The organism is Enterobacter sp. 301B (genome assembly GCF_003850715.1).
Lineage (GTDB): Bacteria > Pseudomonadota > Gammaproteobacteria > Enterobacterales > Enterobacteriaceae > Enterobacter > Enterobacter intestinihominis.
Window position 1 is genome coordinate 147,422 of record NZ_PQTC01000004.1, and the last position, 23,976, is coordinate 171,397.

Here is a 23,976-nt window from a genome sequence, read left to right on the forward strand (position 1 = left end):
AATCCTTTGCCACTCAACCCTGAGGTGCAAAGTGTTAAAAAACGTTCTTCCTCTGCTGGCGCTGTTTGCGCTGCCTGTTTTTGCTAAGCCTGTCCTGACGGTCTACACCTACGACTCCTTCTCCGCCGACTGGGGCCCCGGCCCGGCGGTGAAAAAAGCCTTTGAAGCCGACTGCAACTGCGAGCTGAAATTCGTGGCACTGGAAGATGGTGTCTCTCTGCTTAACCGGCTGCGTATGGAAGGCAAAAACAGCAAAGCCGACGTGGTGCTCGGGCTGGATAACAACCTGCTGCAAGCCGCCACTCAAACCAGACTGTTCGCCAAAAGCGGCGTGGCGGCAGATGCCGTCAACGTGCCGGGCGGCTGGAAAAACGACACCTTCGTTCCCTTTGATTACGGTTACTTTGCGTTTGTCTACGATAAAAACAAGCTGAAGAATCCGCCCAAAAGCCTGAAAGAGCTGGTCGAAAGCGATCAGAAGTGGCGCGTGATTTATGAGGATCCGCGCACCAGCACGCCGGGTCTGGGGCTGCTGTTGTGGATGCAGAAAGTCTATGGCGACAAAACGCCTGAGGCGTGGCAGAAACTGGCTGCGAAAACCGTTACCGTCACCAAAGGCTGGAGCGAAGCCTACGGCCTGTTCCTGAAAGGCGAAAGCGACCTTGTGCTGAGCTACACGACTTCTCCGGCCTACCACATTATCGCCGAGAAGAAAGACAACTACGCCGCCGCGAACTTTGCTGAAGGGCATTATTTGCAGGTGGAAGTGGCCGCCCGCACCGCCGCGAGCAAACAGCCGGAGCTCGCCGAGAAATTCCTGAAGTTTATGGTTTCACCGGCATTCCAGAATACTATTCCGACAGGAAACTGGATGTACCCGGTCACTGATGTTGCGCTGCCGGCAGGTTTTGAGCAGCTGAACAAACCGCAAACCTCCCTGGAATTTACGCCGCAGCAGGTTGCCACCCAGCGCGCCGCATGGATAAGTGAATGGCAACGCGCCGTCAGCCGCTGATCCCCGGCTGGTTAGTTCCCGGGCTGCTCGCCGCTATACTGATGGTGGTCGTCAGCCTGGGAGCGTTTCTCGCGCTGTGGTTTAACGCGCCAGAGAGCGATCTGCTCGCGCTCTGGCACGATAGCTATCTCTGGCACGTCATCCGTTTCTCCTTCTGGCAGGCGTTTCTCTCCGCGCTGCTGTCGACGCTCCCGGCCATTTTCCTCGCGCGCGCCCTCTATCGCAGACGTTTCCCCGGCAGGCTTGCCCTGCTGCGGCTGTGCGCGATGACGCTGATCCTGCCCGTGCTGGTGGCGGTGTTCGGCATTCTGAGCGTCTACGGTCGGCAGGGATGGCTGGCATTCCTTTTCAACCTGCTTGGTCTGGAATGGACCTTCTCGCCATACGGCCTGAAAGGCATTCTGCTGGCGCATATTTTTTTCAATATGCCGATGGCCACGCGCCTCTTTTTACAGGCGCTGGAAAACATTCCCGGTGAGCAGCGTCAGATTGCCGCCCAGCTTGGCATGCGCGGCTGGTCGTTCTTCCGCTTTGTCGAATGGCCGTGGCTGCGACGCCAGATTGCCCCGGTTGCCGCGCTAATCTTTATGCTCTGCTTTGCCAGCTTCGCGACCGTACTTTCTCTCGGCGGCGGGCCGCAGGCCACCACCATTGAGCTGGCGATCTATCAGGCTTTAAGTTACGACTACGATCCGGGCCGCGCCGCGCTGCTGGCGATCGTGCAGATGGTATGCTGTCTGGCACTGGTGTTACTCAGCCAGAGGCTAAGCAAAACGATCCCCACAGGAAGCAATAACATGACGGGCTGGCGCGATCCGCAGGACAGCCTGTATAGCCGCGTCGCGGATTTTATGCTGATCGCACTGGCACTCCTGCTTTTGCTGCCCCCGCTGCTGGCCGTTATCGTTGATGGACTGAATCGCAATGTGTTGTCGGTACTGCAACAACCTGTCCTGTGGCAAGCGACGTGGACCTCCTTGCGCATTGCGCTGGCAGCCGGGCTACTGTGCGTGATCCTGACCATGATGCTGCTCTGGAGCAGCCGCGAGCTGTACGCGCGTCATGCCCGTAAAGCCGGACACGCGCTGGAACTGACGGGTATGCTGATCCTGGCGATGCCGGGCATTGTGCTGGCGACCGGATTCTTTTTACTGTTCAACAGCACCATCGGCCTGCCGGAAAGCGCCGACGGCATCGTCATTTTTACCAACGCACTGATGGCCATCCCTTACGCGCTCAAGGTACTGGAAAACCCGATGCGCGACGTCAACAGCCGCTACAGCTTGCTGTGTCAGTCGCTGGGCATGCAGGGCTGGCAGCGTCTGAAGGTGGTAGAATTGCGCGCACTGAAACGTCCGCTCGCCCAGGCGCTGGCGTTTGCCTGCGTGCTGTCGATTGGCGATTTTGGCGTAGTGGCGCTCTTCGGCAACGAGGATTTCCGCACGCTGCCGTTCTGGCTTTATCAGCAAATTGGCTCCTATCGTAGCCAGGACGGCGCCGTCACGGCGCTGCTCCTGTTGCTGCTGTGCTTTGCGTTATTTACCGTTATCGAAAAACTTCCGGGGCGTGATGTTAAAACTGACTGATGTAACCTGGCTTTATGAGCACCTGCCAATGCGTTTTACCCTCTCCGTTCGTCAGGGAGAGCGAATCGCAGTGCTTGGCCCCAGCGGGGCCGGAAAAAGTACCCTGCTCAATCTGATTGCCGGTTTTTTGCAGCCTGCCAGCGGGTCGATCGTCATTGATAACGGCGAGTTTACCTACGCTCCGCCGGCTAAGCGCCCGGTGTCGATGCTGTTTCAGGAAAACAATCTGTTCAATCATCTTACGGTCTGGCAGAACATCGCGCTGGGTATGGATCCGGGGTTAAAGCTCAGTGCTGCGCAGCGTCAGACGCTGGAGGCGATCGCCGAACAAATGGGCCTGTCTGCGTTTATCAACAGACTTCCGGGGGAGCTTTCCGGCGGCCAGCGCCAGCGCGTGGCGCTGGCACGCTGTCTGGTGCGCGAGCAGCCGCTGCTGCTGCTCGACGAACCCTTTTCGGCGCTCGACCCGGCTCTGCGCCAGGAGATGCTCTCGCTGGTTGAGGAGGTGTGCGAGCGCGAGCAACTGACGATGCTGATGGTTTCGCACAGCATTGAAGATGCCGCACGCATCGCGCCGCGATCGGTGGTGATCGCAGAGGGACGTATTTTGTGGGATGGAGAAACAGAAGAACTTCTGAGTGGTAACGCAGGGGCATCTTCATTGTTGGGCATTCGTGCGGTCTGATGCCCTCACCCTGGCCCTCTCCCACGGGGAGAGGGAAAACACCTTAACGGCTCACCACCTTCAACAGGATCTCTCCGTACACCGGCATCAGCGGGTGACGGATCAGCGCCACCAGCGCTACCACCGCCACGCCGAGCGTAAGTGGGGCCAGCCAGAGCAGGCGCGTGCGCGGGAGATAGCGGGTCAGGCGATCGACGCTCGCTTTCGCGCTGCGCCACAGGCGCCAGCAGAGCCAAACCGCCAGCCACAGCAGCACCGCCGTACCCAGCAGCAGCCATTTAAACTCACCGCTTTGCATACCGTCAGGAATATCAATCGCCGCGCCCGCCAGGATACCCGGCAGGAAGTAGAACGGCGGCCAGAAGACGCAGCCGATAATGTTCGGCACCACAAACTTCGCGACGGGCAGATCCAGCATCCCGGCCACCATCGGCACCAGTGGACGCGTTGGCCCAACGAAGCGCCCCACGAGGATGGTGAACATGCTGTGCTGGTGCAGCGCGTGCTCGGTTTTATCCAGCAGCGCTTTGTTTTTTTTCATGAACGACCAGCGGTGTAGCGGCTTCTTAAAGCGCCAGCCCAGCCAGAAGGAGATCCAGTCCCCCAGCAAACAGCCGATAATACCGGCCATCCACGCCTGCCAGAAATTGACCTCGCCGCTGCCGATAAGCGCCCCAAGCCCCGCCATCATCACGGTGCCGGGCAGGATCAGCCCGACCAGCGCCAGCGACTCCAGAAACGCCACCAGCGCCACGGCGATGAGCGAATACATAACGGACTGGGTAATAAAATGTTCCAGCAATGCCTGCATAACTATTCCGGTCAGAAAACGAATCAGCGATTCTGCTTAGCGCCCTGCACCGCGTCAAGGCATCAATTGTCTGAATAGTTTACAAGATGCGCCTGAAGTTCACCTGAATGTTTACCGATTATTCACATCCCGCACGGAATTCGCTCGGGCTGGCACCGGTGCACTTCTTAAACACGCGAGAGAAATAGAGCTGATCTTCAAAGCCGACGTTACGCCCGACGGTGGCGATAGGCATTCGGGTGGTGCTGAGCAGCAGTTTCGCCTGGCTGATGCGCTGATCCTCGCGCCAGCTGAGTACGCTCACGCCAAGCTGCTGGCGGAACAGATGCGACAGCCGTGACGGCGACAGGCACACATGCTGGGCGACGCTGGCAATATCAAACTGGCTGTCGGCAAGGTGGTCGCTGATGTACTGGCAGGCGTCGCGGACGCGGTTGTCCAGCGGCGGATTAAGCGACTCGTTGATGGCCTCCATGCGGCGCAGCAGCACCTGTTCAAGCAGATTGATGGCCAGCAGTTCAGCGTAGCGCCCTCCCGCCTGCCCTGCCTCAATAATCTGTGCAAACAGCTCACGGAACTGCGCCAGATGCGCCTCATCCGGGCGATAAAAACCGGTTTGCGCGAAAATGGCCGGCCACGAGAGCCACTCCTGCCAGTAGGCGCGCGGACGGAAATAGACCCACTGGTGATACCACTCTTTGGCATCCGGGTGGCGCCCGTAGTGGTGGATCTCCCCCGGCGGGAACAGCAGCATATCGCCGGGGCGGCAGATAAACTGCCGATCGCCGTTTTTAATCACCCCTTCCCCGCGAACGGTCAGGTTCAGAATATACCCTTTCATTCCGAGCGGTCGATCGACGTAGAAATCGAGATACCCCTCGGCCTCAATGGGCGTCAGCCCCGCCACCAGATGGGCGTTAAATGAGTATCCCGGCAGCAGGGGATCGTTTTGCGGTTCGGCCATAGATTCAGTTCTCCCAAGGGTCCTGAAGGAAACCAATTGTCCATATCGATAAAAGCAGTATAAAAATGGCCCGCGAAAAGATCCAAAAAGCATCACGCCTCTTTTACGTCCGCCATGTTTCAGCCTTTTCCCCTGATTTCTCCGCCAGCACGGGCGGATAAGCAGTAACAAAAGTGTCTATAAGTACGGCAGAAATGTCCACATTGAATATTTGCACGGCGTCACACTTTCCGCTGCTACAGCAATTTAGTCCATAAGATTAGCGGATCCTGCCTGACGATCTTTGTCCTCAGTCTCTAATGTTCTTCCATACCTGTTTTGGATGGAGCAACACCATGGCAATTGCAATTGGCCTCGATTTTGGCAGCGACTCAGTTCGCGCGCTGGCAGTGGACTGTACGACTGGCCGGGAGATAGCAACCAGCGTTGAGTGGTATCCGCGCTGGCAAGAGGGGCGCTACTGCGATGCGCCGAACAACCAGTTCCGTCACCACCCGCGCGATTACATTGAATCAATGGAAGCGGCGATCAAAACCGTGCTGGCGGAGCTGACGGATGCCCAGCGGGCCGACGTCGTGGGGATTGGCGTCGACAGTACCGGTTCAACGCCGGCCCCGGTTGATGCAGAAGGCCGCGTACTGGCGCTTCGCCCGGAGTTTGCCGATAACCCGAACGCCATGTTTGTGCTGTGGAAAGACCATACCGCCGTGGAAGAGGCGGAAGCCATCACCCGCTTATGCCACCAGCCGGGCAAAACCGACTACTCGCGCTACATCGGCGGGATCTACTCCAGCGAATGGTTCTGGGCAAAAATCCTGCACGTTACCCGCGCGGACGCGTCGGTCGCACAGGCAGCGGCGTCATGGATTGAGCTGTGCGACTGGGTTCCCGCTCTGCTTTCCGGCACCACTCGCCCGCAGGCTATTCGCCGTGGCCGTTGCAGCGCCGGGCATAAATCGCTGTGGCATGAAAGCTGGGGTGGTCTGCCTCCGGCAGCGTTCTTCGATGAACTCGACCCGATCATCAACAAAAACCTGACATACCCGCTGTTTACCGACACCTTCACCGCCGATATTCCGGTCGGCATGCTCTGCGAAGAGTGGGCGAAACGCCTCGGTCTGCCGCAAAACGTGACCATTTCCGGCGGCGCGTTCGACTGCCATATGGGCGCCGTGGGCGCGGGTGCGCAGCCTAACACGCTGGTGAAAGTGATTGGCACCTCCACCTGCGACATTCTGACGGCGGATAAAACGACCGTTGGCGACCGCGCGGTGAAGGGTATCTGCGGTCAGGTTGACGGCAGCGTGGTGCCCGATTTTATCGGCCTCGAAGCGGGTCAGTCCGCGTTTGGCGATATCTACGCCTGGTTTGGCCGGGTGCTCGGCTGGCCGCTGGATCAGCTGGCGGCCGCGCATCCTGAACTGAAAACCCAGATTACCGCGAGCAAAAAACAGCTCCTGCCGCAGCTCACCGAAGCCTGGGCAAAAAATCCGTCTCTCGATCACCTGCCGGTGGTGCTGGACTGGTTCAATGGCCGTCGTACGCCGTTTGCCAACCAGCGTCTGAAAGGGGTGATTACCGATCTCAACCTGGCGACCGACGCGCCCGCGCTGTTTGGCGGCCTGATCGCCGCCACCGCGTTCGGCGCGCGCGCCATTATGGAGTGCTTCACCGGGCAGGGCATTGACGTGAACAACGTGATGGCTTTGGGCGGTATCGCCCGTAAAAACCCGGTGATCATGCAGGCCTGCTGCGACGTGCTCAACCGTCCGCTGCAAATTGTGGCCTCCGATCAGTGCTGTGCGCTGGGCGCAGCGATTTTCGCGGCCGTGGCCGCAGGCGTCCATGCGGATATCCCGACCGCGCAACAGCATATGGCGAGCGCCGTCGAAAGTACACTCCAGCCGCAGGCTCAGCAGGCACAACGCTTTGAACAGCTTTATCAGCGCTACCAGCAATGGGCAAAAAGCGCCGAACTTCACTATCTCCCTGTCGCCGCCCCGGCCAAAAGCACCGCGGACACTACGGCAACCCTGACACATTAAGGACACGATAATGACCATTTTTAATAATTATGAAGTGTGGTTTGTGATTGGCAGCCAGCATTTATACGGACCGGAAGCGTTGCAGCAGGTGACGAAACACGCGGAGCACGTTGTGAATGCGCTGAACGCGGAAGCCAAACTGCCGTGCAAACTGGTGCTGAAGCCGCTGGGTACTACGCCGGACGAAATCACTAACATCTGCCGCGATGCCAATTACGATGACAAATGCGCTGGCCTGGTGGTGTGGCTGCACACCTTCTCGCCAGCCAAAATGTGGATCAACGGCCTGGCTATCCTCAACAAACCGCTGCTGCAATTCCACACTCAGTTCAACGCCTCCCTGCCGTGGGACAGCATCGACATGGACTTCATGAACCTGAACCAGACCGCGCATGGCGGTCGCGAGTTCGGCTTCATCGGCGCACGTATGCGTCAACAACATGCCGTGGTGACCGGCCACTGGCAGGACGGCCAGGCACAAAAACGCATTGGCTCATGGATGCGTCAGGCGGTCTCTAAGCAGGATACCCGTCACCTTAAAGTGGTGCGTTTCGGCGACAACATGCGTGAAGTTGCCGTAACCGACGGTGATAAAGTGGCCGCGCAGATCAAGTTCGGCTTCTCCGTAAATACCTGGGCGGTGGGCGACCTGGTGCAGGTGGTGAATGACATCAGCGATGGCGACGTGAACGCGCTGGTGGACGAGTACGAAAGCAGCTACCGCCTGACGCCTGCGGCACAGGTCAACGGTGACAAGCGCCAGAACGTGCTGGATGCCGCACGCATTGAACTGGGCATGAAGCGCTTCCTGGAACAGGGCGGCTTCCATGCCTTCACCACCACCTTTGAAGATCTCCACGGCCTGAAACAGCTCCCGGGTCTGGCGGTACAACGTCTGATGCAGCAGGGCTACGGTTTTGCGGGCGAAGGCGACTGGAAAACTGCCGCTCTGCTTCGCATCATGAAGGTGATGTCGACCGGTCTGCAGGGCGGCACTTCCTTTATGGAGGACTACACCTACCACTTCGAGAACGGCAACGATCTGGTGCTCGGCTCGCACATGCTGGAAGTGTGTCCCTCTATCGCCGTCGAAGAGAAACCGATCCTCGATGTGCAGTACCTCGGCATTGGCGGCAAAGCGGATCCGGCCCGTCTGATCTTCAACACCCGTACCGGCCCGGCCATTAACGCCAGCCTGATCGACCTCGGCGACCGTTTCCGCCTGCTGGTGAACTGCGTCGATGCTGTGGAAACTCCGCATTCTCTGCCGAAACTGCCGGTCGCCAACGCCCTGTGGAAAGCGCAGCCTGACCTGCCAACCGCGTCGGAAGCCTGGATCCTGGCCGGCGGCGCGCACCACACCGTCTTCAGCCACGCGCTTGACCTGAACGATATGCGTCAGTTTGCCGAGCTGCACGACATCGAACTGACCGTGATTGATAACGACACACGTCTGCCAGCCTTTAAAGACGCGCTGCGCTGGAACGAAGTCTATTACGGTTCAAAACGCTAAGCCCTGAATGCCCGGTGGCATTTCGTTTACCGGGCCTACGGTTCTGTAGGCCGGATAAGCGAAGCGCCATCCGGCAGGAGACGACAATGTTAGAAGATCTCAAACGTCAGGTACTCGAAGCCAACCTGGCGCTGCCAAAACATAACCTGGTGACCCTGACTTGGGGCAACGTCAGCGCCGTTGACCGGGAAAAAGGCGTGTTCGTGATCAAGCCTTCGGGCGTGGATTACACGGTGATGACCGCGGAAGATATGGTGGTGGTCAGCATCGAAACGGGTGAAGTGGTTGAAGGCGATAAAAAGCCCTCCTCCGATACGCCCACTCACCGCCTGCTGTATCAGGCCTTCCCGACCATCGGTGGGATTGTGCATACCCATTCGCGTCACGCGACCATCTGGGCGCAGGCGGGCCAGCCTATTCCGGCCACCGGCACCACCCACGCGGACTACTTTTACGGCACCATTCCCTGCACGCGTCTGATGACCGATGCGGAGATCGGCGGTGAGTACGAATGGGAAACCGGGAACGTGATCGTCGAAACCTTCGAAAAACAGGGTATCGACGCGGCGCAAATGCCCGGCGTGCTGGTGCACTCCCACGGCCCGTTTGCCTGGGGTAAAAACGCGGAGGACGCGGTGCACAACGCGATCGTGCTGGAGGAAGTCGCCTACATGGGGATCTTCTGCCGCCAGCTGGCACCGCAGTTGCCGGATATGCAGCAAACCCTGCTCGATAAGCATTATCTGCGCAAGCACGGCGCGAAGGCGTACTACGGGCAGTAAAACATTGTCCGGTGGCGCTGCGCTTATCGGGCCTACGGATCCTGTTGGCCGGATAAGCGTAGCGCCATCCGGCAAAACAGGCACTGTATAAAACCCCAGCAAACACCCCTCAACCAGGCTATAATCAGGCCTGGTTTTGTTTTGTGGGATAGCGGCGTGGCACAGGCGCAAGAAGGCTTTTTACTGACCCGACACTGGCGGGATACCCCTCAGGGCACCGAGGTTGCGTTCTGGCTGGCGACGGATAACGGCCCGCTGCACGTTACCCTGCCGCCTCAGGAGTCCGTGGCGTTTATCCCTGAACACCACGTCGAGAAGGTAAAGCAGCTGCTGCGCGGTGAAAACGGCTGGCGCCTTACTCCCCTTGAGCTAAAAGACTTCCACCGCCAGCCGGTTTATGGCCTCTACTGCCGCGCCCATCGCCAGCTGATGCGCTATGAAAAATTGCTCCGCGAAGCGGGCGTGACGCTCTACGAAGCGGACATTCGCCCGCCGGAACGTTTTCTGATGGAGCGGTTTATCACCGCCCCCGTCTGGGTGGACGGCGCTGAGCAGAACGGTTGTCTCGTGAACGCGCGCCTGAAGCCTAACCCGCACTATCGCCCGCCGCTGAAGTGGGTCTCGCTGGATATCGAAACCACCCGTCACGGCGAGCTGTACTGCATCGGCCTTGAAGGCTGCGGGCAGCGGGTTGTCTATATGCTCGGGCCCCCAAACGGCGATGCGTCCGCGCTGGATTTTCATCTGGAATACGTTACCAGCCGACCACAGCTGCTGGAGAAGCTTAACCAGTGGTTTGCCGAGCACGATCCCGACGTGCTGATCGGCTGGAACGTGGTGCAGTTTGACCTGCGCGTGTTGCAAAAACATGCCGAGCGGTACCGCATTCCCCTGACGTTAGGGCGCGGAAACACGGAGCTGGAGTGGCGTGAGCACGGTTTTAAGAACGGCGTATTCTTCGCACAGGCTAACGGTCGTCTGATTGTCGACGGCATCGAGGCGCTGAAATCCGCCTTCTGGAACTTCTCTTCCTTCTCGCTGGAAGCGGTCGCCCAGGCGCTGCTCGGCGAAGGTAAATCCATCGACAATCCCTGGGACCGAATGGACGAGATCGACCGGCGCTTTAATGAGGATAAGCCAGCGCTCGCTACCTATAACCTGAAAGACTGTGAGCTGGTAACGCAGATTTTCCATAAAACCGAGATCATGCCCTTCCTGCTGGAACGCGCAACGGTGAACGGTCTCGCGGTCGACAGGCACGGCGGCTCGGTAGCGGCCTTCAGCCACCTCTATTTCCCGCGGATGCACCGGGCGGGCTATGTGGCCCCTAACCTCGGCGACGTGCCGCCGCAGGCCAGTCCCGGAGGTTACGTGATGGATTCACGGCCCGGGCTGTATGATTCGGTGCTGGTGCTGGATTATAAAAGTCTGTACCCGTCGATTATCCGCACATTTCTGATTGATCCGGTAGGGCTGGTCGAGGGGATGGCGCAGCCAGACGATGCGCACAGTACTGAAGGTTTTCTCGGGGCACGCTTCTCGCGCGAAAAACACTGCCTGCCTGAGATCGTGGGAAACATCTGGCACGGCCGCGACGAGGCAAAACGCCACGGCAACAAGCCGCTCTCACAGGCGCTGAAAATCATTATGAACGCCTTTTACGGGGTGCTGGGCACCAGCGCCTGCCGCTTCTTTGATCCGCGTCTGGCGTCGTCCATCACCATGCGCGGGCACGACATTATGCGCCAGACCAAAGCGTTGATTGAATCCCGGGGTTATGACGTTATTTATGGCGACACCGATTCCACCTTTGTCTGGCTGAAATCGGCCCGTTCAGAAGACGACGCCGCGCAAATCGGCAAAGAACTGGTCGCCTTCGTGAACGCCTGGTGGCGCGAAAGTTTGCAAAAAGAGCGGTTAACCAGTGCGTTAGAGCTGGAGTTTGAAACCCATTTTGCCCGCTTTTTAATGCCGACCATTCGCGGGACCGACCAGGGCAGCAAGAAGCGCTACGCCGGACTGATTCAGGAAGGCGACAAGCAGCGGATGGTGTTTAAAGGGCTGGAGACAGTGCGCACCGACTGGACGCCGCTGGCACAGCAGTTTCAGCAAACGCTTTATCTGCGGGTGTTCCGCAATGAGCCGTATCAGGACTACGTGCGCGAGACGATAGCCAGCCTGATGGCGGGCGAACTTGACGCGCAGCTGGTGTATCGCAAGCGCCTGCGCCGCCCGCTGGCGGACTACCAGCGTAATGTTCCTCCGCACGTCCGCGCGGCGCGGCTGGCGGATGAAGAGAACGTTCGCCGGGGCCGCGCGCCGCAGTATCAGAACCGGGGAACGATCAAATACGTCTGGACAACGAACGGACCAGAACCCGTTGATTACCAGCAGTCTCCGCTCGATTACGATCACTACCTGACCCGCCAGCTTCAGCCTGTTGCGGAGGGAATTTTACCGTTCATCAACGACGACTTTGCTACACTAGTGACAGGACAACTTGGGCTATTTTGACGCGTGACGAAACCGTTGCCATCCAGTACCATAGCGCCCTTTCCATTCCCGGACCCATTTTTCGATGACCGTCTTTTTTGACGGGGTCGAACTATTGCCTGCAATTAAAGATTAGAGCCGAACAACTATGCCTTTTACACTTGGTCAACGCTGGATCAGCGATACAGAAAGCGAACTTGGATTAGGAACCGTCGTTGCCGTCGATGCGCGCATGGTTACCCTCCTTTTCCCTGCTACCGGTGAAAACCGCCTGTACGCTCGCAATGACTCCCCTGTTACCCGCGTAATGTTCAATCCGGGTGATACCGTGACCAGCCATGACGGCTGGCAACTGAAGGTTGAAGACGTAAAAGAAGAGAATGGACTGCTCGCCTACATCGGAACGCGTCTTGATACCGACGAGACGAATGTCATCCTGCGTGAAGTGCTGCTCGACAGCAAACTGGTGTTCAGCAAGCCGCAGGACCGTCTGTTTGCCGGGCAAATCGACCGAATGGATCGCTTCTCCCTGCGCTACCGCGCGCGTAAGTTCCAGAGTGAGCAGTACCGCATGCCGTGGAGCGGCCTGCGCGGTCAGCGTACCAGCCTTATTCCCCATCAGCTGAATATCGCCCATGACGTGGGCCGTCGCCATGCGCCTCGCGTGCTGCTGGCTGACGAAGTGGGCCTGGGTAAAACCATCGAAGCAGGCATGATCCTGCACCAGCAGCTGCTCTCTGGCGCTGCCGAGCGCGTGCTGATTGTGGTTCCAGAAACGCTGCAACATCAGTGGCTGGTTGAAATGCTGCGCCGCTTTAACCTGCGCTTCTCCCTGTTCGACGATGAGCGCTATGCCGAAGCCCAGCACGACGCGGACAACCCGTTTGAAACCGAACAGCTGGTCATTTGTTCCCTGGACTTCGTGCGCCGCAGCAAGCAGCGCCTGGAGCATCTGTGCGACGCTGAATGGGATCTGATGGTCGTCGACGAAGCGCACCACCTCGTCTGGAGCGAAGACGCGCCAAGCCGTGAATACATGGCGATTGAGCAGCTTGCCGAGCGCGTACCGGGCGTTCTGCTCCTGACCGCCACGCCGGAGCAGCTGGGTCTTGAGAGCCACTTCGCCCGTCTGCGTCTGCTCGATCCCAACCGTTTCCACGATTTTGAGCAGTTTGTTGAAGAGCAGAAAAACTACCGCCCGGTGGCGGACGCCGTCGCGCTGCTGCTGGCCGGTAATCGTCTCTCTAATGATGAGCTTAACACTCTCAGCGATCTGATTGGCGAGCAGGATATTGAGCCGCTGCTTCAGGCCGCGAACAGCGACAGCGATAATGCGGGATCCGCGCGTAAAGAGCTGATCGACATGCTGATGGATCGCCACGGTACCAGCCGCGTGCTGTTCCGTAACACCCGTAACGGCGTGAAAGGCTTCCCGAAACGCGAGCTGCACACCATCAAACTGCCGCTGCCGACCCAGTACCAGACGGCGATTAAAGTCTCCGGCATTATGGGCACCCGTAAATCTGCGGAAGATCGCGCGCGCGACATGCTCTACCCGGAACAGATTTATCAGGAATTCGAAGGCGACACCGGCACCTGGTGGAATTTCGATCCGCGCGTGGAGTGGTTGATGGGCTACCTCACCGCTCACCGTTCCCAGAAAGTGCTGGTGATCTGCGCCAAAGCCGCTACCGCATTGCAGCTGGAGCAGGTTCTGCGTGAGCGCGAAGGCATTCGCGCCGCCGTGTTCCACGAAGGCATGTCCATAGTTGAGCGCGACCGCGCTGCGGCCTGGTTTGGTGAAGAGGACAGCGGCGCGCAGGTTCTGCTGTGCTCTGAAATCGGTTCTGAAGGCCGTAACTTCCAGTTCGCCAGCAATCTGGTGATGTTCGATCTGCCGTTTAACCCGGATCTGCTGGAGCAGCGTATTGGCCGTCTGGATCGTATCGGGCAGGCGCACGATATTCAGATCCACGTGCCGTATCTGGAGAAAACCGCCCAGTCCGTGCTGGTGCGCTGGTACCACGAAGGGCTGGACGCGTTTGAACACACCTGCCCGACCGGCCGCACCATTTACGATCAGGTCCATGGCGATCTGATCGGTTACCTGGCCGCGCCTGAAAATAGCGAGGGCTTTGATGAGCTGATTAAATCCTGCCGTGAGAAGCACGACGCACTGAAAGCGCAGCTGGAGCAGGGTCGCGATCGCCTGCTGGAGATCCACTCCAACGGCGGTGAAAAAGCGCAGCAGCTGGCCGAAAGCATTGAAGAGCAGGACGACGACACCAGCCTGATCAGCTTCTCCATGAATCTGTTCGACATCGTCGGTATAAACCAGGACGATCGCGGCGAGAACATGATCGTGCTGACCCCGTCCGATCATATGCTGGTGCCGGATTTCCCGGGCCTGCCGGAAGACGGCTGCACTATCACCTTTGAGCGTGATGTGGCGCTGTCCCGCGAAGACGCACAGTTCATTACCTGGGAGCACCCGCTGATCCGCAACGGTCTGGATCTGATCCTCTCCGGCGATACCGGCAGCAGCACCATTTCCCTGTTGAAGAACAAAGCCTTGCCTGTGGGCACGCTGCTGGTGGAGCTGATCTACGTTGTGGAAGCGCAGGCGCCGAAACAGCTTCAGCTTAACCGCTTCCTCCCGCCAACGCCGGTGCGTCTGCTGCTGGATAAAAACGGTACGAATCTGGCCGGCCAGGTGGAGTTTGAAAGCTTCAACCGTCAGTTGAGCGCGGTGAACCGCCATACCGGCAGCAAGCTGGTGAATGCGGTGCAACAGGACGTGCATGCCATTCTGCAACTGGGTGAAACCCAGGCCGAAAAAGCGGCCAGAGTGCTGATTGATGCGGCGCGCAGCGAAGCCGATGAGAAGCTTTCTGCCGAGCTGTCGCGTCTGGAAGCGTTGAAAGCGGTGAACCCGAACATTCGTGACGATGAGCTGGCCGCCATTGAGAGCAACCGCCAGCAGGTGCTGGAAAGTCTGAATCAGGCGGGATGGCGTCTCGACGCCCTGCGTCTTATCGTTGTGACGCATCAGTAAGCGGAGCGCAAAATGGTAATGGAGCCCTACAATCCCCCGATGGATCCGTGGCTGGTCATTCTGTATCAGGACGAGCACATTATGGTGGTTAACAAGCCGAGTGGCCTGTTGTCCGTGCCGGGGCGTCTGGAAGAGCATAAAGACAGCGTGATGACGCGTATCCAGCGCGATTATCCCCAGGCCGAGTCTGTCCATCGTCTGGATATGGCGACCAGCGGCGTGATTGTGGTGGCTCTTAATAAGGCGGCAGAACGTGAGCTGAAGCGTCAGTTCCGCGAGCGCGAGCCGAAGAAGCAGTATGTCGCCCGCGTGTGGGGCCATCCGGCGCAGGCGGAAGGGCTGGTGGATTTACCGCTGATTTGCGACTGGCCGAACCGGCCAAAGCAGAAGGTGTGTTATGAAACCGGCAAGGCTGCGCAGACCGAGTATGAAGTGCTGGAGTACGCGCCGGATAATACCGCGCGCGTCCTGCTGAAGCCGATTACCGGGCGCTCCCATCAGCTGCGTGTGCATATGCTTGCGATGGGTCACCCGATTCTGGGTGACAGATTCTATGCGCCGCCGGAAGCGCTGGCGTTAGCGCCGCGCCTGCAACTGCATGCGCAGACGCTCACCATCACCCACCCTGCTTTCGGCAACGCCATGACGTTCAAAGCCCCGGTGGACTTCTGAAAAAATGGCCCGACACTGTCGGGCCATTTTTTTATTTAAAACCTTTCTGCTCTTTAATCAGCTCGTAGGCTTTCTGGATTTCCTGCGCTTTCTGTTTCGCCATCTCCATCATCTCAGGCGGCAGGCCTTTCGCCACCAGCTTATCCGGATGGTGCTCGCTCATCAGCTTACGATAGGCGCGTTTGATGGTCGTGACATCGTCAGAGGGCTTCACGCCGAGGACATTACAGGCATCTTCAAGCGTAGGGCCACGCTGCGCCTGCTGCCAGCCGCCACCGGACGATTGCTGTTGATAACCGCCGCCAAAGTGCGCGCCGCCCTGCATCATGCGCAGGAACTGATCGAACTGCATGCGGGAAATGCCCAGCTCTTCAGCAATCACATACAGGACGTCCCGTTCATTCGGATGCAGAGAGCCATCCGCGAAGGCGGCCTGGATTTGAATTTCCAGAAACATCCGAATTAAATCAAAGCGCCCGAAGCAGATGCTACGGAACTGCCGCATTTTTTCACGCAGCGGGTAGTTATCCGCTTTACCAATCCGGAATGCATTCTGCGCCGCGACGCGGGATTCGCCGTGCAGATTCATGCGATCCATAAAGACGCTGGCAACCTGAATATCGGCTTCCGTTACGCGCCCTTTTGATTTGGTTAAGTGCCCCATCACCTCGAAGGTGGTGGAGAAGAAGAGTGACTGGCGCTCGCGCTGGTTGGCAAACCAGGCCATTTTGCGGCTGCGTGCTTTATCAAACATATGGCCGATAATGAGGCCAAGAACAACACCCCAGAATCCGGCACCCATAATAATTGCGAACGCAACGCCGATTATTTTACCCCAATACTGCATATACTCCCCGAATGGTCATGTTCCTGGCCGACGCAACGCCATCATTACAGTGGTCGCGCCACGGTCAATTGAGGGACATCGCCTATAATTTGCATTATCATACTCGTCATTCGATAGCGAGCCTAACACTCTGGCGCGCAAACGGGCAGGATTAACGCTGGTACTGCGCTGATGAGTAAGATAGTCTCTGAGCGTTTGTAAGCCGTAGCCACTGATGACGGAACAATAAAATACAACGTATGAAAAAACGTATCCCCACCCTTCTGGCCACAATGATTGGCACCGCCCTGTACAGCCAACAGGGGCTCGCAGCCGATCTCGCCTCGCAGTGTATGCTTGGCGTCCCAAGTTACAATCGCCCACTGGTGAAAGGCGATACGAATGACTTACCCGTCACCATTAATGCCGACAGCGCAAAAGGTAATTATCCTGACAATGCAACCTTTACGGGCAATGTCGATATTAACCAGGGTAACAGCCGTCTGCTGGCTGACGAAGTGCAATTGCACCAGAAGCAGCCGGAAGGTGCTCAGGCGCCTGTCCGTACGGTGGATGCGCTGGGTAATGTGCACTATGACGACAATCAGGTCATCCTGAAAGGTCCGAAAGCCTGGTCGAATCTGAATACCAAAGACACCAACGTCTGGGAAGGTGATTATCAGATGGTCGGTCGTCAGGGGCGCGGTACCGCAGACCTGATGAAGCAGCGCGGCGAGAACCGCTACACTATTCTCGAAAACGGCTCGTTTACGTCCTGTTTGCCAGGGTCAAATACCTGGAGCGTTGTGGGCAGCGAAGTGATCCACGACCGTGAAGAACAGGTTGCAGAGATCTGGAACGCCCGTTTTAAACTCGGCCCGGTGCCCATTTTCTATAGTCCTTACCTGCAACTGCCTGTGGGTGACAAACGTCGTTCAGGCTTCCTGATCCCGAACGCCAAGTACAGCACGTCGAACTACTTTGAGTTCTACCTGCCGTACTACTGGAACATTGCGCCCAACATGGACGCCACGATCACGCCGCACTACATCCATAAGCGCGGTAACATCATGTGGGAGAACGAATTCCGCTATCTGACCAAAGCGGGCGCGGGTCTGATGGAGTTTGATTATCTGCCATCAGATAAGGTGTTCCAGGACGAACATCCGAGCGAAGGTGATAAGCACCGCTGGATGTACTACTGGAAGCACGCCGGGGTATTGGATCAGGTGTGGCGCTTCAACATCGACTACACCAAAGTCAGCGATCCGTATTACTTCAACGACTTCGACTCTAAATACGGGTCCAGTACCGACGGTTACGCCACGCAGAAATTCAGCGTGGGCTACGCCATTGAGAACTTTGACGCGACGGTGTCGACCAAGCAGTTCCAGGTATTTGATACGCAATCGCGTAGTACCTATGGTGCAGAGCCGCAGCTGGACGTGAACTGGTACCAGAACGATGTGGGTCCTTTCGACACGCACGTTTACGCTCAGGCGGTCCATTTCGTCAACACCAACTCGGATATGCCGGAATCAACGCGTCTGCATATCGAGCCGACGATCAATCTGCCGTGGTCAAACGACTGGGCAAGCCTGAATACCGAAGCCAAGCTGATGGCCACCCACTATCAGCAGAAAAATCTGGACTGGTATAACAAACGCTATGGCACCGATCTTGAAGAGTCGGTAAACCGTACGCTTCCGCAATTTAAAATGGACGGGAAGCTGATTTTCGAACGTGACATGGCTCTTCTCGCGGATGGATACACCCAGACGCTTGAGCCACGTATGCAGTATCTGTACGTGCCTTATCGCGATCAGAGCAAAATTCAAAACTACGATTCGTCCTTCCTGCAATCAGACTACAGCGGCCTGTTCCGCGATCGTACCTACGGCGGCCTTGACCGTATTGCGTCTGCTAACCAGTTAACGACCGGCGTCACAACGCGCGTTTATGATGATGCTGCCGTTGAACGTTTTAACATTTCTGTTGGTCAAATCTACTATTTCACCGAGTCTCGTACCGGTGATGACGACATTAACTGGGAGAAAGACAACAAAACGGGCTCACTGGTATGGGCGGGCGACACCTACTGGCGTATGACGGATCGTTGGGGTCTGCGCGGTGGTGTTCAGTACGATACACGACTGGACAATATCGCGACGGGCAGCGCTGCCATCGAATATCGTCGTGATGAAGATCGCATGTTGCAGTTGACGTACCGTTACGCCAGCCCGGAGTATATCCAGGCGACACTGCCAAACTATGCGAATACAGACCAATACAAAGACGGTATTTCACAGGTGGGTACCGCCGCGAGCTGGCCTATCGCCGATCGTTGGTCAGTCGTCGGAGCCTACTACTATGACACGAATGCCCAAAAACCTGCTGACCAGATGCTGGGTCTGCAATATAACTCCTGCTGTTACGCAATACGTGTCGGTTACGAACGCAAACTTAACGGCTGGGATACGCAAAACAGTCAGGGCAAATACGATAACGTGATTGGCTTTAATATCGAGTTGCGCGGCCTGAGCTCTAACTACGGTCTGGGCACGCAGCAGATGCTGCGCTCGAACATTCTGCCGTATCGTAGTTCATTGTAATGTGCTTGATTTACAACGTAATCCGCTTTGCGGTTAATTGAAATGGAAAAAGTATGAAGAACTGGAAAACGCTGCTACTCGGTGTCGCTATGGTTGCGAATACCAGCTTCGCGGCCCCACAGGTTGTCGATAAAGTCGCGGCTGTGGTTAACAACGGCGTCGTGCTTGAAAGTGACGTTGACGGTTTGATGAAATCTGTAAAGCTCAACTCGGGCCAGGCAGGTCAACAACTTCCGGATGACGCTACGCTGCGCCACCAGATCCTGGAACGTCTGATCATGGATCAGATTGTCCTGCAAATGGGCCAGAAAATGGGTGTGAAGATCTCTGACGAGCAGCTCGATCAGGCGATCGCCAACATTGCAAAGCAGAACAACATTACCCCGGACCAGATGCGTAGCCGCCTGGCCTATGACGGCATCAGCTATGCCACCTACCGTAATCAGATCCGTAAAGAGATGCTGATTTCAGAAGTGCGTAACAATGAAGTCCGTCGCCGCGTCACCATCCTGCCTCAGGAAGTGGATGCCCTGGCGAAACAGGTGGGTAATCAGAATGATGCCAGCACTGAACTTAACCTGAGCCACATCCTGATCCCACTGCCGGAAAACCCAACCTCCGATCAGGCGGCTGAGGCGGAAAGTCAGGCGCGCGCTATCGTTGAGCAGGCGCGTAATGGCGATGACTTCGGCAAACTGGCGATCACCTACTCTGCTGACCAGCAGGCGCTGAAAGGCGGCCAGATGGGCTGGGGCCGTATTCAGGAGCTGCCATCCCTGTTTGCCCAGGCGCTGAGCACGGCGAAGAAAGGCGACATCGTCGGTCCAATCCGTTCCGGTGTGGGCTTCCACATTCTGAAAGTGAACGACCTGCGCGGTCAGAGCCAGAACATTTCGTTTACCGAAGTGCATGCGCGCCATATCCTGCTCAAACCGTCTCCGATCATGACTGACGATCAGGCCCGTGCGAAGCTGGAACAGATCGCCGCAGACATCAAGAGCGGTAAAACCACCTTCGATAAAGCGGCAAAAGAGTTCTCTCAGGATCCTGGCTCTGCAAACCAGGGCGGTGACCTGGGTTGGGCGGCAGCGGATATTTACGATCCAGCTTTCCGCGATGCGTTAATGAAGCTGAATAAGGGTCAGATGAGCGCGCCAGTGCACTCCTCCTTCGGCTGGCATCTGATCCAGCTGATGGACACGCGCAACGTGGATAAAACCGACGCGGCGCAGAAAGATCGTGCGTATCGCATGCTGTTTAACCGTAAGTTCTCTGAAGAAGCCGCAACCTGGATGCAGGAACAACGCGCCAGCGCTTACGTGAAAGTGTTGAGCAACTAATGAAACCGCATCGTGTTGTGATCACTCCCGGCGAACCCGCCGGGATTGGGCCTGACCTTGTGGTTCAGCTCGCCCAGCGCAGCTGGCCGGTAGAGTTGGTTGTTTGCGCAGATGCAACACTGTTACAAGACCGGGCAGCCTTGCTCGGTCTGCCTTTAACGCTCCTCCCTTACGTTGAAGGCCAACAGCCCGCACCGCAGCAGGCTGGTACTCTCACCCTGCTTTCAGTTCCGCTCCGTGCACCTGTTGTCCCCGGTGAGTTACACATCGAAAACGGCCACTACGTTGTCGAGACGCTGGCGCGCGCCTGTGACGGTTGCCTTCAGGGCGAATTTGCCGCCCTGATCACCGGTCCGGTGCATAAAGGCGTAATCAACGACGCGGGCATTCCGTTTACCGGGCATACCGAATTTTTCGAAGAGCGTTCGCACAGCCCGAAAGTGGTGATGATGCTGGCAACCGAAGCAATGCGCGTTGCGCTGGTAACAACGCACCTGCCGATCAAAGCCATTCCGGATGCCATTACGCCTGAACTCCTGCGTGAGATCATTGGCATTTTGCATCACGATCTGCAAACCAAATTCGGTATTCCGCAGCCGCATGTGCTGGTTTGCGGCCTGAATCCGCACGCGGGTGAGGGCGGACATATGGGCACTGAAGAGATCGACACCATCATTCCGGTGCTTGAGGAGATGCGGGCGAAGGGGATGAACCTCAGCGGGCCACTGCCTGCCGACACCCTTTTCCAGCCCAAATACCTGGATAAAGCCGATGCCGTACTCGCGATGTACCACGATCAGGGTCTGCCCGTGCTAAAATACCAGGGATTTGGTCGCGGGGTGAATATCACCCTCGGCTTACCCTTTATTCGAACGTCCGTTGACCACGGTACTGCGCTGGATCTGGCAGGCCAGGGAAAAGCGGATGTCGGCAGTTTTATCACGGCGCTTAATCTCGCCATCAAAATGATTGTTAATACTCAATGACTAATCGAGTCCATCAGGGCCACTTAGCCCGTAAACGCTTCGGGCAAAACTTCCTCAACGATCAGTTTGTGATCGACAGTATCGTTTCTGCCATTAATCCGCAGAAAGGCCAGGCCATGGTCGAAATCGGCCCGGGTCTTGCCGCGCTGACCGAGCCGGTAGGCGAACGCCTTGACGAACTGACCGTTATCGAACTCGACCGCGATCTGGCCGCGCGTCTGCAAACGCACCCTTTCCTCGGGCCGAAGCTGACGATTTATCAGCAGGATGCGATGACCATGAACTTTGGCGAACTGTCAGAAAAAATGGGACAGCCGCTGCGCGTGTTCGGTAACCTGCCGTACAACATCTCCACCCCGCTGATGTTCCATCTGTTTAGCTATACTGATGCCATTGCCGACATGCACTTCATGTTGCAAAAAGAGGTCGTTAACCGTCTGGTTGCAGGGCCGAACAGTAAAGCGTATGGTCGTTTAAGCGTGATGGCGCAATATTACTGTAACGTGATCCCGGTATTAGAAGTGCCGCCTTCCGCGTTCACGCCACCACCAAAAGTGGATTCTGCGGTTGTGCGCCTGGTGCCACATAAAACGATGCCGTATCCGGTCAAAGACCTGCGCGTGCTGAGCCGTATCACGACAGAAGCCTTTAACCAGCGCCGTAAAACGATTCGTAACAGCCTTGGCAATCTGTTTACCGTTGACGTGTTAGCTGAGTTGGGCATCGACCCGGCAATGCGTGCGGAAAATATTTCCGTAGAGCAGTACTGCAAGCTGGCTAATTACATCAGCGACAATGCGCCGCCGAAGGAGAGCTAAGCCATGATTGATTCGCCCCGCGTCTGTGTTCAGGTTCAAAGCGTCTACATTGAGTCCCAATCCACACCGGATGAAGAACGTTTTGTCTTTGCTTATACCGTAACCATTCGCAATCTGGGGCGGATGCCTGTGCAACTGCTCGGGCGCTACTGGCTTATCACCAACGGCAATGGCCGCGAAATTGAAGTCCAGGGTGAAGGTGTGGTCGGTGAACAACCCCATATCGCCCCTGGCGAAGAGTATCAGTACACCAGCGGTGCGGTCATTGAAACGCCACTGGGTACCATGCAAGGCCATTACGAAATGGTCGATGCCGACGGTAATGCTTTTCGCATTGCTATTCCTGTGTTCCGTCTCGCCGTACCTACACTTATTCATTAATCTAATGTCTACATATCTGATTGGCGACGTTCACGGTTGCTACGATGAACTGATCGCATTATTAAAACAGGTCGATTTTACTCCCGGGCAGGACACGCTCTGGCTTACAGGCGATTTAGTGGCGCGCGGCCCTGGCTCCCTTGACGTCCTGCGTTACGTCAAATCTCTGGGCGACAGCGTGCGGCTGGTACTGGGCAACCACGATCTGCATCTGCTGGCCGTATACGCCGGGATCAGCCGTAATAAGCCGAAAGATCGCATTACCCCCCTGCTGGAAGCACCGGATGCCGATGAGTTGCTCAACTGGCTGCGTCGCCAGCCACTGCTACAAATTGACGAAGAGAAAAAGCTGGTGATGGCTCATGCCGGCATCACGCCTCAGTGGGATCTTGAGACGGCAAAAACCTGTGCGCGCGACGCCGAAGCGGTGCTGGCGAGCGACTCCTACCCGTTCTTCCTTGATGCGATGTACGGCGACATGCCGAATAACTGGAGTGATGACCTCAGCGGCCTGGCGCGGCTACGTTTTATCACCAATGCTTTTACGCGGATGCGCTACTGCTTCCCGAACGGGCAGCTGGATATGTATTGCAAAGATACGCCGGAAAATGCCCCTGCGCCGCTTAAGCCATGGTTTGCGATTCCGGGCCCCGTGACAAACGAATATAGCGTGGTATTTGGGCACTGGGCATCACTGGAAGGAAAAGGCACCCCGGAAAATATCTATGCGCTGGATACCGGATGCTGCTGGGGCGGGGATTTAACCTGCTTACGCTGGGAAGATAAAACCTACTTTGTCCAGCCATCCAACCGACAGCTGGATTTAGGCGAGGGAGAGGCGGTCGCCTCCTGAAGATGTTTATCCTCTCCCTTTGGGGAGAGGATGAAAACGTTAACGACGTTCCAGAATTTCGAAGCAGTAGCTGTGCGAGTTCTGCGCATCCGCATCGTGAAACTCACTGAATACGGACTCCCACTCGTCCGGATCGTAATCCGGAAAATGGGTATCCCCTTCCACTTCCGCATCAATGTGCGTCAGATACAGTTTCTGCGCTTTTGGCAGGAACTGCTCATACACGCGACCACCACCGATCACCATGATCTCTTCGGCATCGCCGCAGGCGGCAATCGCTTCATCAACGGATTTCACCCACTGCACGCGATCGTCAGTGCCCGGCTGGCTACTGATCACAATATTCTTACGACCCGGCAATGGACGACCAATCGACTCCCAGGTCAGGCGGCCCATCACTACCGGCTTGTTTAACGTAGTACGTTTAAACCATGCGAGATCGGCAGGCAGGTTCCACGGCATGGCGTTTTCCATGCCGATAACGCGGTCTACCGCCAGCGCTGCAATCAGACTGATCATTGAAAATTTCCCGGATGCAA

General features: G+C 57.1%; 19 protein-coding genes. 15 read left to right on the forward strand and 4 right to left on the reverse strand.

Annotated elements, in window-relative coordinates; genetic code table 11:
* Positions 1 to 31 precede the first annotated feature (31 nt).
* The 3 genes from thiB to thiQ are packed head-to-tail and all read left to right on the forward strand — an operon-like array spanning position 32 to position 3,286.
* On the forward strand, positions 32 to 1,015 hold the full coding sequence (gene thiB / locus C3451_RS06260) for a thiamine ABC transporter substrate binding subunit (RefSeq protein WP_045308059.1): 984 nt from the start codon (positions 32 to 34) through the stop codon (positions 1,013 to 1,015).
* Positions 991 to 2,601: a thiamine/thiamine pyrophosphate ABC transporter permease ThiP gene (gene thiP / locus C3451_RS06265; protein WP_045622485.1), complete on the forward strand. Its 1,611-nt coding sequence runs from the start codon at positions 991 to 993 to the stop codon at positions 2,599 to 2,601. The genes thiB and thiP overlap by 25 nt, the downstream gene beginning before the upstream one ends.
* Entirely contained in the window at positions 2,585 to 3,286 is a 702-nt protein-coding gene (gene thiQ / locus C3451_RS06270; protein ID WP_032621321.1) for a thiamine ABC transporter ATP-binding protein ThiQ, read from the forward strand. The genes thiP and thiQ overlap by 17 nt, the downstream gene beginning before the upstream one ends.
* A gap of 43 nt (positions 3,287 to 3,329) precedes the next feature.
* Here the strand turns inward: thiQ and C3451_RS06275 are convergent, their stop codons facing one another.
* Together C3451_RS06275 and araC are read right to left on the reverse strand one after the other, a co-directional pair.
* Complete coding sequence (locus tag C3451_RS06275) at positions 3,330 to 4,097, reverse strand: DedA family protein (RefSeq protein ID WP_017383796.1); 768 nt, start codon at positions 4,095 to 4,097, stop codon at positions 3,330 to 3,332.
* A 118-nt stretch (positions 4,098 to 4,215) separates the two neighbouring features.
* Positions 4,216 to 5,061: an arabinose operon transcriptional regulator AraC gene (gene araC, locus C3451_RS06280; RefSeq protein WP_032625458.1), complete on the reverse strand. Its 846-nt coding sequence runs from the start codon at positions 5,059 to 5,061 to the stop codon at positions 4,216 to 4,218.
* Positions 5,062 to 5,396: 335 nt separating this feature from the next.
* On the opposite strand from araC, the gene araB reads away from it, so the two are divergent.
* The 6 genes from araB (at position 5,397) to rluA (ending at position 15,621) form a co-directional block, all read left to right on the forward strand.
* A complete protein-coding gene (araB, locus tag C3451_RS06285; protein WP_045622486.1) occupies positions 5,397 to 7,106 on the forward strand; it encodes a ribulokinase in 1,710 nt (569 codons plus the stop codon).
* A gap of 10 nt (positions 7,107 to 7,116) precedes the next feature.
* Positions 7,117 to 8,619 carry an L-arabinose isomerase gene (gene araA, locus C3451_RS06290; protein ID WP_015572656.1) on the forward strand — a complete coding sequence of 501 codons (1,503 nt, stop codon included), beginning with the start codon at positions 7,117 to 7,119 and terminating at the stop codon, positions 8,617 to 8,619.
* An 86-nt stretch (positions 8,620 to 8,705) separates the two neighbouring features.
* Positions 8,706 to 9,401: an L-ribulose-5-phosphate 4-epimerase gene (gene araD, locus C3451_RS06295; protein ID WP_022647024.1), complete on the forward strand. Its 696-nt coding sequence runs from the start codon at positions 8,706 to 8,708 to the stop codon at positions 9,399 to 9,401.
* Positions 9,402 to 9,557: 156 nt separating this feature from the next.
* A complete protein-coding gene (gene polB / locus C3451_RS06300) occupies positions 9,558 to 11,915 on the forward strand; it encodes a DNA polymerase II (protein ID WP_045622493.1) in 2,358 nt (785 codons plus the stop codon).
* Positions 11,916 to 12,042: 127 nt separating this feature from the next.
* A complete protein-coding gene (rapA, locus tag C3451_RS06305) occupies positions 12,043 to 14,949 on the forward strand; it encodes an RNA polymerase-associated protein RapA (RefSeq protein ID WP_023299306.1) in 2,907 nt (968 codons plus the stop codon).
* A gap of 12 nt (positions 14,950 to 14,961) precedes the next feature.
* Complete coding sequence (gene rluA, locus C3451_RS06310) at positions 14,962 to 15,621, forward strand: bifunctional tRNA pseudouridine(32) synthase/23S rRNA pseudouridine(746) synthase RluA (protein WP_003856412.1); 660 nt, start codon at positions 14,962 to 14,964, stop codon at positions 15,619 to 15,621.
* Between the two features lie 31 nt (positions 15,622 to 15,652).
* Here the strand turns inward: rluA and djlA are convergent, their stop codons facing one another.
* The gene (djlA, locus tag C3451_RS06315; protein ID WP_023299305.1) at positions 15,653 to 16,468 is read right to left on the reverse strand and encodes a co-chaperone DjlA; all 816 of its coding nucleotides are present in this window, start codon (positions 16,466 to 16,468) and stop codon (positions 15,653 to 15,655) included.
* Positions 16,469 to 16,707: 239 nt separating this feature from the next.
* On the opposite strand from djlA, the gene lptD reads away from it, so the two are divergent.
* From lptD to apaH, 6 genes are read left to right on the forward strand one after another with little or no spacing between them, the layout of a single operon-like run.
* Positions 16,708 to 19,059, forward strand: a complete 2,352-nt coding sequence (gene lptD / locus C3451_RS06320) for an LPS assembly protein LptD (protein ID WP_045622488.1) — start codon at positions 16,708 to 16,710, stop codon at positions 19,057 to 19,059.
* Between the two features lie 53 nt (positions 19,060 to 19,112).
* Positions 19,113 to 20,399 (forward strand): peptidylprolyl isomerase SurA, encoded by a 1,287-nt coding sequence (surA, locus tag C3451_RS06325; protein WP_124304256.1) that lies wholly within the window; start codon positions 19,113 to 19,115, stop codon positions 20,397 to 20,399.
* Complete coding sequence (gene pdxA / locus C3451_RS06330; protein ID WP_022647019.1) at positions 20,399 to 21,385, forward strand: 4-hydroxythreonine-4-phosphate dehydrogenase PdxA; 987 nt, start codon at positions 20,399 to 20,401, stop codon at positions 21,383 to 21,385. The genes surA and pdxA overlap by 1 nt, the downstream gene beginning before the upstream one ends.
* Positions 21,382 to 22,203 (forward strand): 16S rRNA (adenine(1518)-N(6)/adenine(1519)-N(6))-dimethyltransferase RsmA, encoded by an 822-nt coding sequence (rsmA, locus tag C3451_RS06335; protein WP_003856423.1) that lies wholly within the window; start codon positions 21,382 to 21,384, stop codon positions 22,201 to 22,203. Before pdxA ends, rsmA begins: the two co-directional genes overlap by 4 nt.
* Before the next feature lie 3 nt (positions 22,204 to 22,206).
* Entirely contained in the window at positions 22,207 to 22,584 is a 378-nt protein-coding gene (apaG, locus tag C3451_RS06340) for a Co2+/Mg2+ efflux protein ApaG (RefSeq protein ID WP_003856425.1), read from the forward strand.
* Positions 22,585 to 22,588: 4 nt separating this feature from the next.
* Complete coding sequence (apaH, locus tag C3451_RS06345) at positions 22,589 to 23,437, forward strand: bis(5'-nucleosyl)-tetraphosphatase (symmetrical) ApaH (protein WP_022647017.1); 849 nt, start codon at positions 22,589 to 22,591, stop codon at positions 23,435 to 23,437.
* A gap of 39 nt (positions 23,438 to 23,476) precedes the next feature.
* On the opposite strand, the gene folA is transcribed toward apaH, so the two are convergent.
* Entirely contained in the window at positions 23,477 to 23,956 is a 480-nt protein-coding gene (gene folA, locus C3451_RS06350) for a type 3 dihydrofolate reductase (RefSeq protein ID WP_003856431.1), read from the reverse strand.
* Positions 23,957 to 23,976: the final 20 nt, after the last annotated feature.

Excerpts from the sequence above, each read along its gene's own strand:
- araB (WP_045622486.1), top strand. The coding sequence starts at position 5,397 with ATGGCAATTGCAATTGGCCTCGATTTTGGCAGCGACTCAGTTCGCGCG.
- rsmA (WP_003856423.1), top strand. The coding sequence starts at position 21,382 with ATGACTAATCGAGTCCATCAGGGCCACTTAGCCCGTAAACGCTTCGGG.
- thiQ (WP_032621321.1), top strand. The coding sequence starts at position 2,585 with ATGTTAAAACTGACTGATGTAACCTGGCTTTATGAGCACCTGCCAATG.
- pdxA (WP_022647019.1), top strand. The coding sequence starts at position 20,399 with ATGAAACCGCATCGTGTTGTGATCACTCCCGGCGAACCCGCCGGGATT.
- araC (WP_032625458.1), bottom strand. The coding sequence starts at position 5,061 with ATGGCCGAACCGCAAAACGATCCCCTGCTGCCGGGATACTCATTTAAC.
- thiP (WP_045622485.1), top strand. The coding sequence starts at position 991 with ATGGCAACGCGCCGTCAGCCGCTGATCCCCGGCTGGTTAGTTCCCGGG.
- apaH (WP_022647017.1), top strand. The coding sequence starts at position 22,589 with ATGTCTACATATCTGATTGGCGACGTTCACGGTTGCTACGATGAACTG.
- lptD (WP_045622488.1), top strand. The coding sequence starts at position 16,708 with ATGAAAAAACGTATCCCCACCCTTCTGGCCACAATGATTGGCACCGCC.
- araD (WP_022647024.1), top strand. The coding sequence starts at position 8,706 with ATGTTAGAAGATCTCAAACGTCAGGTACTCGAAGCCAACCTGGCGCTG.
- C3451_RS06275 (WP_017383796.1), bottom strand. The coding sequence starts at position 4,097 with ATGCAGGCATTGCTGGAACATTTTATTACCCAGTCCGTTATGTATTCG.
- surA (WP_124304256.1), top strand. The coding sequence starts at position 19,113 with ATGAAGAACTGGAAAACGCTGCTACTCGGTGTCGCTATGGTTGCGAAT.
- araA (WP_015572656.1), top strand. The coding sequence starts at position 7,117 with ATGACCATTTTTAATAATTATGAAGTGTGGTTTGTGATTGGCAGCCAG.
- djlA (WP_023299305.1), bottom strand. The coding sequence starts at position 16,468 with ATGCAGTATTGGGGTAAAATAATCGGCGTTGCGTTCGCAATTATTATG.
- apaG (WP_003856425.1), top strand. The coding sequence starts at position 22,207 with ATGATTGATTCGCCCCGCGTCTGTGTTCAGGTTCAAAGCGTCTACATT.
- rluA (WP_003856412.1), top strand. The coding sequence starts at position 14,962 with ATGGTAATGGAGCCCTACAATCCCCCGATGGATCCGTGGCTGGTCATT.
- folA (WP_003856431.1), bottom strand. The coding sequence starts at position 23,956 with ATGATCAGTCTGATTGCAGCGCTGGCGGTAGACCGCGTTATCGGCATG.
- rapA (WP_023299306.1), top strand. The coding sequence starts at position 12,043 with ATGCCTTTTACACTTGGTCAACGCTGGATCAGCGATACAGAAAGCGAA.